Annotated in this window: 13 protein-coding genes; 10 read left to right on the top strand and 3 right to left on the bottom strand. The window is 46.1% G+C overall.

Annotation, left to right across the window (positions count from 1 at the left end):
• Positions 1–1427: 1427 nt before the first annotated feature.
• Positions 1428–2678 (bottom strand): FtsX-like permease family protein, encoded by a 1251-nt coding sequence (locus tag Q1A18_RS17645; protein ID WP_299583861.1) that lies wholly within the window; start codon positions 2676–2678, stop codon positions 1428–1430.
• A 179-nt stretch (positions 2679–2857) separates the two neighbouring features.
• A complete protein-coding gene (locus tag Q1A18_RS17640; protein ID WP_299583858.1) occupies positions 2858–3850 on the bottom strand; it encodes a lysylphosphatidylglycerol synthase transmembrane domain-containing protein in 993 nt (330 codons plus the stop codon).
• A gap of 196 nt (positions 3851–4046) precedes the next feature.
• Here Q1A18_RS17640 and rsmA point away from each other — a divergent pair, with 196 nt between their 5' ends.
• The 5 genes from rsmA to Q1A18_RS17615 all read left to right on the top strand — a co-directional run bounded on the left by rsmA (position 4047) and on the right by Q1A18_RS17615 (position 8637).
• Positions 4047–4823, top strand: coding sequence for a 16S rRNA (adenine(1518)-N(6)/adenine(1519)-N(6))-dimethyltransferase RsmA (gene rsmA, locus Q1A18_RS17635; RefSeq protein ID WP_299583855.1), 777 nt, complete (start codon positions 4047–4049; stop codon positions 4821–4823).
• A gap of 10 nt (positions 4824–4833) precedes the next feature.
• Positions 4834–6192 (top strand): magnesium transporter, encoded by a 1359-nt coding sequence (mgtE, locus tag Q1A18_RS17630; RefSeq protein ID WP_299583852.1) that lies wholly within the window; start codon positions 4834–4836, stop codon positions 6190–6192.
• Positions 6193–6195: 3 nt separating this feature from the next.
• The gene (locus Q1A18_RS17625) at positions 6196–6651 is read left to right on the top strand and encodes a RimK/LysX family protein (protein WP_299583849.1); all 456 of its coding nucleotides are present in this window, start codon (positions 6196–6198) and stop codon (positions 6649–6651) included.
• Positions 6652–6783: 132 nt separating this feature from the next.
• Positions 6784–7656, top strand: a complete 873-nt coding sequence (gene rimK / locus Q1A18_RS17620; RefSeq protein ID WP_299583846.1) for a 30S ribosomal protein S6--L-glutamate ligase — start codon at positions 6784–6786, stop codon at positions 7654–7656.
• Between the two features lie 12 nt (positions 7657–7668).
• The gene (locus Q1A18_RS17615) at positions 7669–8637 is read left to right on the top strand and encodes a succinylglutamate desuccinylase/aspartoacylase family protein (RefSeq protein WP_299583843.1); all 969 of its coding nucleotides are present in this window, start codon (positions 7669–7671) and stop codon (positions 8635–8637) included.
• 82 nt (positions 8638–8719) lie between these two features.
• On the opposite strand, the gene Q1A18_RS17610 is transcribed toward Q1A18_RS17615, so the two are convergent.
• The gene (locus Q1A18_RS17610) at positions 8720–9976 is read right to left on the bottom strand and encodes an ABC transporter permease (RefSeq protein WP_299583840.1); all 1257 of its coding nucleotides are present in this window, start codon (positions 9974–9976) and stop codon (positions 8720–8722) included.
• 224 nt (positions 9977–10200) lie between these two features.
• Between Q1A18_RS17610 and purH the strand changes: the two genes are divergently transcribed.
• The 5 genes from purH to mrdA are packed head-to-tail and all read left to right on the top strand — an operon-like array spanning position 10201 to position 16053.
• On the top strand, positions 10201–11790 hold the full coding sequence (gene purH, locus Q1A18_RS17605; RefSeq protein WP_299583837.1) for a bifunctional phosphoribosylaminoimidazolecarboxamide formyltransferase/IMP cyclohydrolase: 1590 nt from the start codon (positions 10201–10203) through the stop codon (positions 11788–11790).
• Between the two features lie 50 nt (positions 11791–11840).
• Entirely contained in the window at positions 11841–12863 is a 1023-nt protein-coding gene (locus tag Q1A18_RS17600; RefSeq protein ID WP_299583834.1) for a rod shape-determining protein, read from the top strand.
• Positions 12864–12897: 34 nt separating this feature from the next.
• Complete coding sequence (mreC, locus tag Q1A18_RS17595) at positions 12898–13725, top strand: rod shape-determining protein MreC (protein ID WP_299583831.1); 828 nt, start codon at positions 12898–12900, stop codon at positions 13723–13725.
• On the top strand, positions 13718–14224 hold the full coding sequence (gene mreD, locus Q1A18_RS17590) for a rod shape-determining protein MreD (RefSeq protein ID WP_299583828.1): 507 nt from the start codon (positions 13718–13720) through the stop codon (positions 14222–14224). The genes mreC and mreD overlap by 8 nt, the downstream gene beginning before the upstream one ends.
• A gap of 5 nt (positions 14225–14229) precedes the next feature.
• A complete protein-coding gene (gene mrdA / locus Q1A18_RS17585; protein WP_299583824.1) occupies positions 14230–16053 on the top strand; it encodes a penicillin-binding protein 2 in 1824 nt (607 codons plus the stop codon).
• Positions 16054–16056: the final 3 nt, after the last annotated feature.

The following is a 16056-nucleotide window of genomic DNA, read 5'->3' as shown; positions in this document are numbered from 1 at the left end:
AACTTTTCTTTTCCCATATCATGTAAATTTTAAAACATTCATTTTTGTTTACATGACACAGTTTGTTGAACACTCTCCCCTGTTTTTTATAAAAAGGACCCAAAATCGCTTGTTTTAGTCAAAAACCTCGTTAGTAGGCATGTCAACCCCTCTGGTAAGGTCATTTACTTCTCTGGTAAACACATTTACCTCTCTGGTAGACACGTTTACCTGTCTGGTAGCCTCATTTACCTGTCTGGTAAGGTCATTTACCGCTCTGGTAAACACATTTACCAGTTAAAGTTGGGAGAAAGAGCCGTTTTTGACTTTCCTAACACAAAAAAGCAGACGGAAAGCAGAGGAAACGTTAGGCATCAGGGACCAACTCCGATTGAAAGGAGAACACTATACACAAAAAAACAAGCTTGAGTACTTCCTCCACTTCACCGCAAAGTGAAAAACGAATTAAATAACCCAACAACCACCTCCCTTTCGCGTTTGGCGAAAGTACTCCTCCTGACCAGGAGGAGAAAGGAGTAGTAGACATTCTCCGGAACCATTACAAACCGACAACTTTTCAGACCGATAAACACATGCATTCAGCATCGAAACTCAACTGTCCGGCTCAGGCCCATTTCCCCGCCTGACAAGGAGGAGAAAAGAGCAGCCTGCCTCAAACCGCGAAGGCACGAAGAGAAGAACGGACACACAGGCTGAAAATCAAGGAAACAGGCAGAAGGCAGAAGGCAGCAAGGAGAACGCACGAGGGCACGAGGGCACGAACAATCCAAACAATCGACAACATAAGCACCTGTCAATCGGGCCTTAATCCGACTACAGCTTAATTCGTGTTTGATACTAACTCCTAATCTCTTCGAATAAGGGAATAAGGTTAATTGGGTGAAAAATTGAATGGTGCTACCAAGGTTTAATAAAACGCTCCGTACTCGGGTGGTTGGATTTCCTTCTCTTCTCGAAGGGAAGGTGGCCCGGGAACCGGGACGGATGGGTTAAGAGCACCAAGGAAACAGGCAGAAGGCAATAGGTAGCAAGGAGAACGCACGCATAATCTGAAAATCTGGGCATCAAACAAATAGCTAACAACCAATGACCATCAATGACAGTCTCCTTAACCACAGAGCAAAAACAACCGATAACTGAAAACCGACAACAGTTCTTTTAACCGCAAAGACGCGAAGAGAAGAACGCACGAGGGCACGAACTCACGTACAATCTGAAAATCAGGGAAACAGGTAGAAGGCAGTAGGCAGAAAGGAGAGCGCACGAGATCAAGCACAGTCTGATAATCAATTTTCATGACAAATAATGACAGTCTCTTTAACCACAGAGTGACCAGGAGGAATTCACAGAGTCACACAGAGCAAAAAACAATTTGACAACCGATAACTGAAAACCGACAACCGACAACTGAAAACCGATTATCCCCCCTAATCGAAGCGGATGGTTTTTTCGGGTGCAATGCGGCTGACAAAGTAGGAAGGGCCCAGCAACATGAAAATGGTAATTCCCAAAGCACCGATATTCAGCAAGAGCAAATGCAAAATGGAAATATTCACCGGCACGGTATCAACATAGTACGAAGTTGGATCGAGGTGGATGATTTCAAAATAATGCTGCAAAAGTCCGAGCATTAAGCCCAGCACATTGCCCCACAACAGTCCTTCGCCAATCAGGAAAGCCGAGAAGTACAGGAATATTTTCCGTACATTGACATTGGCTGCTCCGAGCGATTTCAGGATTCCGATCATCTGGGTGCGTTCCAGGATAATGACCAGCAGGCCCGAGACCATGTTAAAGCCGGCCACCAGCACCATCAGCACCAGGATGATCCACACATTCATGTCGAGCAGGTTGAGCCAGTCGAAAATATGCGGGAATTTGCGTTTGATGTTAATCACGCGCAGCAGGGTATCTTCATCGGCCAGGTTCGCCAAAATGAGGTTGCGCACCTCATACTCCAGCTCATCCACTTCGTCCAGGTCGTTGACAAAAACTTCGTAGCCACTGATTTCATCTTCGGCCCAGGAGTTCAGGCTTTGCAAATGCCGGATGTCGATCAGCATAAACATCTCATCGAACTCTTCAAGCCCTGTCCGGTATATTCCACCAACCTCAAACTGGCGGATGCGGGGCGTGCGTTCATTTTCATTCAGAAAATACATGCGAAAGGAATCGCCCAGGCCCAGTTGCAGCAAGTTCGAAATTTGTTCCGAGATCCAAACCTGGTTGGTTCGCAGCGAATCCAGCACCAGTCGGGAACCGGCCACCTGGTTGTGGTCAAAAAAGTTCCAGTCGAAATCTGTACCAATGCCTTTCAGCACCATCCCTTGAATAGCATCCTCGGTACGAATCATACCGGGCTTGGTGATAAACTGTTGCACATGCTTCACCTCGGACATGGCTTTCAGCTCCTCCAGAAAAGGCTGATCCTGATTGATGGATTCGGTTTGGTAAGAAAGGTTGCTGTCGTAGTTAACCACCTGCAAGTGGGCCGCAAAGCCGTTGACTTTTTCTTCAATTTCACGCTGAAAGCCCGTAACGATCCCCACGGCCAGAATCATAACCACCATGCCCAGGCTGATGCCGGCCACAGCCAGCCGCACAATGCGCCGCGACATGCGTTGTGTCTGATCTTTGGATGAAAATAACCGACGTGCGATAAAGAGCTCTGTATTCATGAAACTGATTCTTCCTCCCTGTTTAAATTTCGAACAGCTGGTTGCACCCCTATTTTGATTCATTCAAACTCAAGGTATCCCCGGCCAGGCATTCCCCAAAATTAAAAAGAAGTACCAAGTTGACAACCTTCAAGCCAAACTAATCCGTCGATTATCACACCAACAAGCAAATACCCTGATTAAGCAGTAGCTTCGCGCCGGTTGATAAAAGGCAGAATCAGCAAGGCTACCAGTCCGAGAATAATCATCATTCCCATCATGGACGTGTGAGCCAGCAAGGCGAAAACCATTCCGTCCGCCTTGTCGATGCCATAGACCATCAGGACCTGCATCACCATAAAATGCCAGGCACCAATGCCGCCCTGTACCGGGGCCACCATCCCGTAGCTTCCCAGCACAAAGGTGGTTAGCCCGGCAATCGCCGACAAGTGCGAAGTAAAGTCAAATGAAAAGAAGATGACATACAACATCAGGTAGTACATCACCCAAATAAAGATGGAGTGCGCCAAAAAGGCCCACTTGTTTCTCATGTCTTTAAACGAACGTAAGCCTTCAGCAAAATTATTGAGAATAACCCGCACCTTGCTCAAGGCTTTGGTTTGCAACAGGCGTTTCCGGAAGAGCACCAGCAGCCCAATCAGGCCAGCAATACTTAAAACCGCCCACGGCGAAAACGCGATGTTCGACAGTTGTGCTTTTACTTCCGGGTTGTTATCCAAGAACTGAATGACTTCTCCAAACTGCACCACAATGATGGTTAGGGTTAGCAGCAACAGCATAATCACATCAATGATTCGCTCAACCACAACCGTCCCGATCAACTGGGTAAATGACATATTTTCGTAACGAGCCAACACGCCACAACGCGAAATCTCTCCCATTCGCGGAAATACCAGGTTCATCAGGTACCCCACCATCACGGCCAAAAAAGTATTCAGCGTACGGGGTGTTTTTCCCAGAGGTTCAATCATCAGGTTCCACCGAATGGTTCGGCTAACATGACTTAACAATCCCAACACAAGCGAGAGCAAAACCCACCAGTAATTGACATCATTTTTAAGGATGGACTTCAACCGGTCAACATCCTGATCTTTATAGACCAACCAAAATAAAAGAACCCCTAAGGCTAAAAAGGCGAGAAATTTAAGGCTTTTGGTAATTTTTGAATTCAAAGCAAACTTGTTAATTACTGAAATTACGCTAAATTTAAGATGGATTTTAGCGACACTTCCTATTTTTATTAAGTACTTTATTACATTTGCACGCCTTAAAAAAGGCAAGTTTCGCAGACAAAAATAGATATTTGTTTTAATTCACCTCGAATTTTAACAACATATCTAAAATCCTAAAAGCACGAGAACAACAACAATGACCAATGTCAGAGCAAAAAAGAACCTGGGACAACATTTCTTAACCGATAAGAATATTGCCCTCAAAATAGTGGATAGCCTGCAAGCCGAAAAGCTGAACCAGGTGTTGGAGATTGGTCCGGGTATGGGCGTTCTCACCCAGTTTTTATTACAAAAAGAAAACTACCAGACCACCGTTGTTGAGATTGACAGGGAATCGGTGGCGTATCTTCAAACGCATTTTCCCGAGCTGGGAGACCGCATTCTTTCGAAGGATTTTCTGAGGATGAACCTGCACGAGCACTTCAGCGAACCCTTTGCCATTATTGGCAATTTTCCCTACAACATCTCCTCGCAAATCTTTTTCAAGGTACTGGAATACCGCGATCAGATTCCGGAAGTGGTGGGCATGATTCAGAAAGAAGTGGCCGAACGGCTGGCAACCGGGCCCGGCAGTAAAGCCTATGGTATTCTGAGTGTGTTTCTCCAGGCTTTTTATGATATTGAGTACTTGTTCACCGTTCACGAACATGTTTTCAACCCGCCACCCAAAGTCAAATCCGGAGTGATTCGCCTGCGTCGGAATGCCACCCAAAAGCTGGATTGCAACGAAAAGCTTTTCTTTCAGCTGGTAAAAGCCGGCTTTAACCAACGGCGCAAAACCCTGCGTAACTCCATCAAAGCCTTTATCCGGGATGAGGAATTAAGACAAGATCCCTTACTCGCTAAACGTCCTGAGCAGTTATCTGTTAATGACTTTGAACGTTTAACCCGGCTGATCGAGAATCAGCCCTAAAAGCTGTTACATGCAATTTGAACTCAACAGAGAATACATCGATGAGCTGAAAACTCTTATCGAAAGCGAATCCAAAGAAGCCATTTTAGAAAAACTGGAAAGCCTTCACCCTACTGACATTGCCGAACTGATGGACGAGCTGACTATGGATGAGGCGAAATACCTCTACCTGCTGCTCGACCCCGAAAAGGCTTCGGATGTCATGGTGGAAATTCCCGAAAACGAACGCCGCAAATTCCTGCGCATTCTTCCTCCCGAACTGATTGCCCATCAATTCATTGAATACATGGATTCGGATGATGCAGCCGATGTGGTTCGCGACCTGGAAGACGACATGAAAGAGGCTGTTCTTCAGGAAATGAAGGACAAAGAACAGGCTGGCGACATTGCGGATTTGCTGGAATATGACGAAGATACCGCCGGTGGATTAATGGCTAAAGAGCTCATTAAAGTCAATGAAAACTGGACGGTTCAAACATCGCTCAAAGCAATATCCAAACAGGCCGAAGACATTGACGAAATTTACTACGTTTATGTGGTGGATGACGATGATTTTCTGAAAGGGATTCTCTCGCTCAAAAGACTGATTTTGAATCCAACGAATTCCAAAATCAAAAACCTGATTGAGGAAGAGATTCACTATGTAAAAACCGACGCCACCCACGAAGAAGTGGCTTTGGCCATGGAGCGTTTTGACCTGGTTGCCATCCCGGTGGTAGATCACATTGGCCGACTGAAAGGCCGCATTACCATTGACGACGTGGTGGATGTGATTCGCGAGGAGGCCGAGAAGGACTACCAGATGGTTTCGGGTATTACCGGCGATGTGGAGTCGGGTGACCGGGTTTGGAGCCAAACACGAGCCCGCCTGCCCTGGCTACTGATTGGCCTGCTGGGAGGAATTATGGGTGCCCGGGTACTGGGCGCCAACGAAACGGCACTAGCTCAAATCCAGGGCATTGCCTTCTTCATTCCGCTGATCGCTGCGATGGCCGGAAATGTGGGGGTGCAATCCTCATCCATTGTAGTACAAACCATTGCCAGCGGAGCCCGTGATTTCGACACCTTTGGCAAAAAATTACTAAAAGAACTGGCTGTGGGAATGATTACCGCACTGGTCTTTTCCAGCCTCATTTTCGGGTACAATTTTTTCTTTGGCGAAAGCTTGAAACTAACCTGGGCTGTAAGTATATCGCTGTTCATGGTGATTGTTTTTGCCTCGCTCTTTGGAACAACCATTCCACTGGTGCTCAACAAACTTAAAATAGACCCGGCACTGGCCACTGGTCCGTTTATTACAACCATGAACGATATCCTGGGCCTCATGCTGTACATGATGGTTGCTAAAATGTTTTTCAACATTATCTAAGCCATGACGCTTTCAAGAACACTCATAGGACGTGAAGATGTTGCCGATTTCCCCTTGCTGAAACTGGAAGGCATTGAGGTTAAATCCGACACCGGAGCCTTCACATCCAGTTTTCATTGTCACAACATCAAGCTGACTGAGGAAGACGGGAAAGAAAAACTATCCTGCCACTTTCTTGATCCGCAGCATGATAAATACCATGACAAAGAATTTGTTTTTGATCGCTTTTCCCTGAAAAAAGTAAAAAGCTCCAACGGACAGCTTGAAGAACGCTTCAGCATTTTAACTGAGATCAGAATATTTAACCAAATTTTCCCGATCGAACTTACGCTCACGGAGCGTGGCTCCATGAAATTCCCGGTTCTGCTGGGGCGCAAATTTCTTTCCAAGCGCTTTGTGGTGGACAGCTCCCTGCGTAACCTTTCACTCAAGGGAAAAATAAAAACCATCACCTTTTAAAGGAAAGGGTGGAAAATAAACGGAGTGACAAGCTGTGCATCAAGCAATAACCAAAGTAAAAAAGACCGACCGCAGATTTATATTTCGTTGAAAGTTCCATACATTGTAAATTAAAAAGTAAAAACAGAACGAATGAAAATTGTTGTTTTATCACGAAACCCAAATCTTTACTCTACCATACGGCTTATAGAAGCCGGACAGCAACGCGGGCACGAAATGATAACGGTCGACCACTCCAAGTGCGACCTGGTGATTGAAAAGAAAAAACCTGCGGTTTATTACAAAGGTCAAAAACTGGAAAATGTTGATGCCGTTATTCCCCGCATCGGAGCATCGGTAACCTTTTACGGAACAGCCGTGGTTCGTCAGTTCGAAATGATGAAAGTATTTACAGCCATCGAATCACAGGCACTGGTTCGCTCCCGCGACAAATTGCGCAGCTTGCAAATCTTAAGCCGTGCCGGCCTGGGACTGCCCAAAACCGTTTTTACCAACTATTCGCGCAACGTCAAGGACATTATCAAAATTGTTGGTGGTACACCTGTCGTCATCAAAGTGCTTGAAGGTACCCAGGGGCTGGGCGTGGTACTGGCCGAAACCGACAATGCCGCCGAATCGGTTATTGAAGCCTTCAACGGCCTGAAAGCCCGGGTCATTGTTCAGGAATACATCAAAGAATCGAAAGGTTCCGATGTTCGCGCCTTTGTGGTTGATGGTGTGGTGGTGGGTGCCATGAAACGCCAGGGCAAGAAAGGTGAATTCCGCTCTAACCTGCACCGGGGAGGTACTGCCGAAATCATTGAACTGACCGAGGATGAAGAAAATGCCGCTCTGAAAGCCGCCCGCGTCATGGGCTTGGGCGTAGCCGGAGTAGACATGCTGCAATCCAACCATGGTCCGCTAATTCTGGAAGTAAATTCATCCCCCGGACTGGAAGGGATTGAATCAGCCACCGGATCCGACATTGCCAAAAGTATCATTCGCTACGTAGAACGAAACGTTTAAAGGCTTTTCAAGATGAAAAAGCACCAGCCGATGACCATTCTGGGAACACCCATTCTTCCCGGAAAACAAACCATTCTGAACCTGGACATTGCCCGTTTGCACACGCGGGCCAAAGTTGAAGTTCCTGTAATTGTGGAACGGGGCCGCGAAGACGGGCCGGTTCTCTTGCTCAATGCCGGAATTCATGGCAATGAAGTCAATGGCGTGGAAATTATTCGGGACATAATCGCCCGGAAAATCAATAAACCCAAACGTGGAACAGTCATCTGCATTCCGGTATTGAATGTTTTTGGTTTTCTGAGCCAGACACGCGAATTCCCGGATGGCAAGGACCTGAACCGGGTTTTTCCAGGCTCAAAAAATGGTTCACTGGCCAGCATTTTTGCGTTTCATCTGATGAACAACATCCTTCCGCACATTGATTACTGCATTGATTTTCACTCAGGAGGAGCCAACCGGTTCAACAGCTCACAGATCCGCATCAGCCGGGGCAACCCCGAGCTGGTCGAACTGGCCAAGGTGTTTAATCCTCGCTTCATCGTCTTTGCCCCCGACCGCGAAAAGTCCTTCCGACAGGCAGCCACGCGGTCGGGCAAACAGGTTTTATTGTTTGAAGGTGGTAAGTCGCTCGATTTCCATAAACGGATAACTATGCGCGGCACCCGGGGCGTTAAGAACGTTATGCACCACTTGGGAATGCGCGACTTTTCTGAAGAACTGGCTCAAATGCCCATGCCGGAATCCATCATCATTGAACACTCCAGCTGGGTTCGTGCCCGCCATGGCGGACTTTTCCGCTTTCACATAAAAGATGGCTCAAAGGTGGAGAAAGGCGAAATTATTGGCAGTATTTCGGATCCATATGGCAAGTTTGAATACAAGGTGCGCATGCCTGCCAGCGGCCATGTACTGGGACTCAACCACGCGCCCATCGTCAACCAGGGCGATGCACTGATTCATTTGGGAAGTACAAATCGTTAAGAAAATTGCTTAAATACGGACTGAGTCTGAACTCGGCCCATTTTGCTTTGGAGTCCGATCTTAAATCCAGAATAATTCTCTGTCAAACTGAATTGATGGCCTCTACCGGATCGAGACGGGAAGCCGACAATGCCGGCAAAAAGCCTGACAGCACGCCAATCACACCGGAGATCATCACACCCATCATCACATTTTCGGCATTCATGGCAATGGTCATGTCTGAGACATAGCTAAAAATGCCTGTTCCCAGGAAAATCAGCAACAAACCGACCAGCCCACCCATGATGGAAAGAATAACGGATTCGAAAATAAACTGAAGCAGAATAAAATATTTTTTGGCCCCCAGGGCTTTTTGAATACCAATAATCCGGGTTCGCTCCTTAACCGACACAAACATAATATTGGCAATACCGAAGCCGCCAACCACAATGCTAAACCCACCAATCACCCAGCCCGCCAGGTTAAAAGCCACAAAAAAAGCATCAAACCGGTTGCTGATTACACTCACCTCGTTGATGGCAAAATCATTTTCCTCCATCGGCCTTAAACGCCTCAGCGTTCGCATGATACCTTCCAGTTCAGCCATAAATTCCTCGCGCCCAACACCGGTCTTCGATTTGACATTGATGGTTTGTCCCCGGTCACGGTTTCGGAAGTCAACCATGTTCGCCGCATAATTCACCGGAATATGAATCCGCTTATCCATACTTGTGCCGAACATGTCGGTTCCCTTCTTTTTATAGGTTCCGATGACCAGGAAACGGTGCCCCATCGCTTTAAATTCTTTCCCCACGGGGTCAATCCCTCCAAACAGCCGGTCGACCAGCTCACTACCAAGCAAGGCCAAAGGAACACCCGAGTGGCTTTCCGACTCGGTAAAGTACCGGCCGCGCTCCAGTTCAAGACTCCAGGTATCAATCAAATCATGCGAAGTAGCAAGCACCTCTGTATTTTCAGCCGTACTGCTTCCATATTGTACGGTCGCATTAAACCCGAATAAAAACACAGCATTCTCGGCATGCTGCGATCGACGCATCAACTCATCAGCCTCGTCCATTTTTGGAACCGGACGATTCAAATACTTCCACCAGGGATATTCCGTTTCACCTTCGGGCGGGGTCCATGGCCACTTCTGCACGTACACCATGTTATCGCCCAAGGCATTTAAACTTTTCCGGATGTAGTTTTCCAACGAATCAATCACCGTAAAAACCGAGATGATGGCAAAAATGCCGATGGTAATCCCCAACAACGAAAGAAACGTACGCAATTTATTGGCTCGCAACGAATCGCCGGCAAACGTAAAGCTTTCTATTATGAGTCGCAGTAAAAGCATCATTTTTGTTTCGATCAATAAAGATATAACTATTCCCTCCAAATGGAATCTTTCACTCCTTAAAAATAGCAACATGCTCCGGATTAAAATGATTCAAAAAGCAGGAAGAAAACCAAGATCCGTTGTTAGTATCTTTTCAATAATAAATTGCGGAATTCACCGCCTTTGGCAGAAGAAAAATCAGTCGTTTTTTACTATCTTTGTCCATCAATTTCAAAAGACTATAAATGAAGGATTTAAAAAAGATTAAATCGGCGCTCATTTCGGTTTATCATAAGGACAAGCTGGATGCTATTGTACAAAAACTTGATCAGTTAGGAGTTCAAATCTATTCAACAGGTGGAACTCAAACATTTATTGAGGGCTTAGGAACTAAAGTAACCCCGGTTGAAGACCTGACCAGTTACCCATCCATCCTTGGAGGCCGTGTAAAAACGCTTCATCCCAAAGTTTTTGGAGGTATTTTGAATCGCCGCGACAACGAAGGCGACCAAAAACAACTGACGGAATATGAAATTCCTGAAATTGATTTAGTCATTGTTGATTTATACCCTTTTGAAGAAACAGTGGCCTCCGGAGCTTCAGAACAAGACATTATTGAAAAAATAGATATCGGCGGCATTGCCTTGATTCGTGGGGCAGCCAAAAACTTCAACGATGTAATTATCGTTTCATCACGTACCCAATACGAAGACTTCATCCAGTTGCTGGATGAGAAAAATGGTGAAAGTTCGATTGAAGACCGCAAAGCCTTTGCACGTAAAGCCTTTGCCACGTCTTCGCACTACGATTCAGCCATCTTCAACTATTTCAACGAAGGCATTACCGAAACCAACCGGGTAAGCTTAAACGACGGCCATGTGCTGCGTTATGGCGAAAACCCACACCAGTCGGCGACCTTTTACAAATTTGACAACACCGACAACAAAACCACCCTGGCCAACGCTGATGTTTTACAAGGGAAAGCCCTGTCGTACAACAACCTGCTGGATGCAGACGCAGCCTGGAAATCGGCCAGCGACGCTTACCATTCGGTAACCCACCTGGAAAACAAAGTGGCTGTTTCGGTGATCAAGCACCTTAACCCTTGTGGGTTGGCTGTAACCGACAACATCCTGAAATCGTTGGATCTGGCTTGGGCCGGTGACCCAATCAGTGCCTTTGGTTCCATCATTTGCTTTACCGACACGGTAACCGAAGAAGTGGCCAACTGGTTTGGTAAAAAGTTTGTCGAAATCATCATTGCTCCGGCATTCACTCCGGAAGCCCTGGAAGTTTTCGGTAAAAAGAAAAACCTTCGTTTGCTGGTTACTCCTGTCAAAGCCGAATCAACCGGCGAAAAACTATACCGCTCAATTAGCGGAGGCATGTTGGTTCAGGATGAAGATGAAGGTATGGACACCGAATTCAAAAATGTCACAAAAATTCAATTTGACGACAATAAATTAAATCTCGCCAAGTTTGGTATTACAGCATGTAAACATTTAAAAAGTAATGCCATTGCTTTAGTCACTGAAAACACGGACGGCTCGTTCTGGCTGACCGGCGCCGGTATGGGACAACCCAACCGCCTGGATAGCCTTCGTCAATTAACCATTCCTCGTTTCAACCTGAAAGAAGGAATCAAAATTGAAGAATCAGTGCTGATCTCCGATGCCTTCTTCCCATTCCGGGACAGCATCGAAGCAGCCAACGAGTATGGTGTAAAATACCTGGTTGAGCCCGGTGGCAGCATCCGTGATGAAGAAGTGATTGAAGCCTGTGATGAATTCGGCATGGCCATGTTATTCACCGGAAGACGTCACTTTAAACATTAATCACAACAACAGTTTTAGCGGAATATTGATACTGTAAAGAGAATTATACTATGGGATTGTTTTCATTTTTAACCCAGGAAATAGCGATTGACCTTGGGACGGCAAATACCATTATCATTCAGAATGATAAAATTGTGGTGGACGAACCGTCGATAGTAACGATCGACCTAAAAACAGAAAAACTCGTTGCCATTGGTGAAAAAGCACGCCAGATGCAAGGAAAGACACACGCCAACCTGAAAACAATCAGGCCTTTGCGCGATGGAGTGATTGCCGACTTTAACGCCGCTGAGCAAATGATCAGGGGAATGATTAAGATGATCAATCCCAAATCTAAATTCTTTTCTCCAGCTTTAAAAATGGTGGTATGTATTCCTTCGGGCTCTACCGAAGTGGAAATCCGTGCTGTTCGCGACTCATCGGAACATGCCGGCGGCCGTGAGGTGTACATGATTTATGAGCCGATGGCTGCCGCTATTGGAATTGGACTGGACGTAGAAGCCCCGGAAGGAAGCATGATTGTGGACATCGGTGGTGGAACGACCGAAATTGCCGTGATTTCACTCGGCGGAATCGTTACCAACAAATCCATTCGAATTGCCGGTGATGACCTCACGGCAGACATTATGGAATATATGCGTCACCAGCACAATATTAAAATCGGAGAACGGACTGCAGAGGAAATTAAAATTCATGTGGGATCAGCGCTGTCTCAGCTGGAGGAACCACCAAATGATTTCATCATTCAAGGGCCCAACCAGATGACGGCATTGCCCATTGAAGTTCCGGTATCGTACCAGGAAATTTCCCACTGCCTGGAAAAATCCATTTCAAAAATTGAAACCGCTATTTTAAGTGCCCTCGAACAAACACCGCCGGAATTGTATTCCGACATTGTTACCAAGGGAATTTATTTAGCTGGAGGTGGTGCTTTACTGCGCGGACTGGACAAGCGGTTAACCGAAAAACTAAATATTCCGTTCCACGTTGCCGAAGACCCTTTACGTGCAGTAGCACGAGGTACCGGCATCGCATTAAAAAATGTTGATAAATTCTCCTTCCTGATCAGATAATCCTGAATGGGAAAGAGCAAAATATGTTTACTTCATGAGAAGTTTGCTCCAGTTTCTTGCGCGACATTATTTCGTATTCCTGTTTTTGGCTCTCGAAGTCGTGTCGCTCATATTGATTGTTAACTACAATAACTTTCAGCGAGTCAAATTTCTCAACTCCAGCAATTGGGTTTCAGCCTCCCTGTTTGAAGCATCCAGCAATTTGACCAATTATTTTCAACTTCGGAAAATAAATGACGAGCTGGCAGCTGAGAATGCGGAGCTGCAAACCAAATTGCAAAAGTTGGAGGTTGTTGAAATCTTCAGCCGGCGCGACACCACGCTCAATCGAGATACAACCTATCGGTTTATTCCCGCCCGCATTATCAATAACTCGGTCAATAAACAATACAACTACGTAACCATGAACAAAGGCCGGCTCGACGGCATTGAGCAGGACATGGGGATTGTTGGGCCGCATGGGGTGGTTGGCGTAGTGACCAATGTTACGGACCACTACAGTTCCGGCCCTTCCATTTTGAACAAACGGTGGCGGGTATCGGCCAAAATCAAAAAAAACAATTACTTTGGGTCATTGTCCTGGTCCGGAGACAATCATGAATACGCCCAGCTCAACGAAATTCCTTTTCACGTTGAATTAGCCGCTGGCGACACAATTATCACCAGTGGGTATTCATCCATTTTCCCCGAAGGAATTATGCTTGGAGTGATTGATGATTTTAACCATGACAGCGGAGCGAATTTTTACAAAATCAAGATTCGCCTGTCTACCAATTTCAAAACAATTACCCACGTTCAATTGGTGAAAAATAACTTTCTGGAAGAACAAATAAACCTGGAGGACCAAAATACCAATGATTAGAGATCTGCTGAAATATGTCATCATGTTTGTAATATTGGTGTTGCTGCAAGCCCTGCTTCTCAACAACATCCAATTCAGTGGCTACGTGAATCCTTATTTGTATGTTCTTTTCATCTTGTTACTGCCTTTTGAAACCCCGCGTTACCTGTTACTTTTCCTGGGATTTTTTTTAGGTTTGTCCATTGATATTTTTAGTAATACCCCAGGGATGCACGCCTCGGCCACCACGTTTATGGCCTTTCTGCGGCCCTCAACCATTGACCTGATCTCCTCACGCGATAATATTGACGCCAATTCAAGCCCCCGTTTAACACTGATGGGCTTTGGCTGGTTTATGCGTTACACACTGTTACTTGTGGTAGCTCACCATCTCTTTTTATTTTTTGTTGAAGCATTTTCCTTAAATGCTTTTATCCATACGTTAACGCGAAGTTTGTTAAGTGCTGCCTTTACAATACTATTGATCATCATCAGCCAGTTTCTGATTTTTAAGGAGTAAAACTTGTGGACAATTTTGCAAAACGAAAATACCTACTGGCGGCAATCTTTATCCTGGTCGCATTAATCTATACAGTCCGACTGTTTCGGCTGCAGGTACTCGACAATAATTACAAGCAGTACGCTACCCGGAATGTGCTGCGCCGGGTAATTACCTACCCTGCACGTGGATTAATCTACGACCGCAACGGCGAATTGCTTGTTTACAACAAAGCATCGTATGACCTGCTGGTAACACCGCGCGAATTATCCGCTTTTGACACCACCAGCTTTTGCCGGATTTTAGACATCGACAAAGCCGAACTGGTTGAAAACCTTCACAAGGCCAAGAAATATTCGTCGTACAAACCATCGGTCATCATCAAACAACTTTCGCCTGAAAATTATGCCGTATTGCAAGAAAAGATTTTTCGCTTTCCCGGCTTTTTTGTTCAGGCGCGTACCCTACGTGAATACCCCCAACGAACAGCCGCTCATGCTCTTGGATACGTTGGAGAGGTAGACCGGGCAAAAATTGAACAAGACCCCTACTACACCCAGGGCGACTACATTGGAGTTACAGGGCTGGAAAAAGCGTACGAAGAAGAACTTCGTGGACAAAAAGGTGTGAACTTTCAGCTGGTGGATGTACACAACCGCATCAAAGGCAGCTACCGCGAAGGCCGCAGCGACACCGTAGCCATACTTGGCAAAAACCTGACCTCAACCCTGGATGCTGACTTGCAGGCCTACACCGAATACCTGATGCAAAATAAAAAAGGCAGTGTAGTCGCTATTGAACCAGCTACCGGTGAAGTACTGACCTTTTTAAGTGCACCCACTTACGATCCGTCGCTGCTGGTAGGGCGCTCACGCGGGGCAAATTTCCTAAAACTCAATAAAGATACGCTTGAACCTATTGAAAACCGGGCCATTCGGGCAGCCTATCCTCCGGGTTCCACCTTCAAGCTTATCAATGCCTTGATTGGTCTTGAAGAGGAAACCATTACTCCCTTGACCACCTTTAGTTGTAGTGGAAGAGGATCGCGCCCCATACGATGTACACACGACCACTATTCGCCCATTGGCCTGCGCGATGCCATACGTGAGTCGTGCAACCCTTACTTCTGGCATGCTTTCAACTCGATTATACGAAAATACCCCAAAGCTGATCAAGGCTATAACGTCTGGAGGGACCACTTATTGACCTTCGGACTAGGGCAACGCCTGGGAACCGAACTAAGCAACGAGCTGTCGGGCAACATCCCCCAAGATTCTTATTACAATTACTATTACGGACAAAACGGATGGAATGCCTTAACCGTCCGTTCCATGGCCATTGGGCAGGGCGAGCTATTAATCACCCCTTTTCAGCTGGCCAATCTGGCGGCAACCATTGCCAACCGGGGGTATTTCATTACGCCTCACCTGGTCAAATCGGTCTGGAGTACCAAGGATGATCCGCAAGATATTGAATTTGAACGCCATGAAACCAGCATTTCTCCTGAGCATTTTGAAGTGGTAATTGACGGCATGCAGGCCGTAGTGGAAGAAAGTGGCGTACGCTACTACTCGAAACTGGATAGCATTACAATTTGTGGAAAAACCGGAACGGTACAAAACCCACATGGTTCCGATCACTCGGTATTCATTGCTTTTGCACCCAAGGAGAATCCCAAAATTGCCATTTCGGTATATGTTGAAAACGGGGTATGGGGCTCCCGCTATGCTGCTCCCATTGCCAGTTTAATTATTGAAAAGTACTTGAACGATAGTATTGCTCCGCGTCGTATTCCTACTGAAGAACGCATGCGCGATGCCAATTTGTTAAATCCCATTCAACCAAAATAAATA

Origin of the sequence: uncultured Sunxiuqinia sp., from assembly GCF_947495665.1 — a bacterium.
GTDB lineage: Bacteria > Bacteroidota > Bacteroidia > Bacteroidales > Prolixibacteraceae > Sunxiuqinia > Sunxiuqinia rutila.
This window is presented reverse-complemented; position numbering and strand designations above follow the sequence as displayed.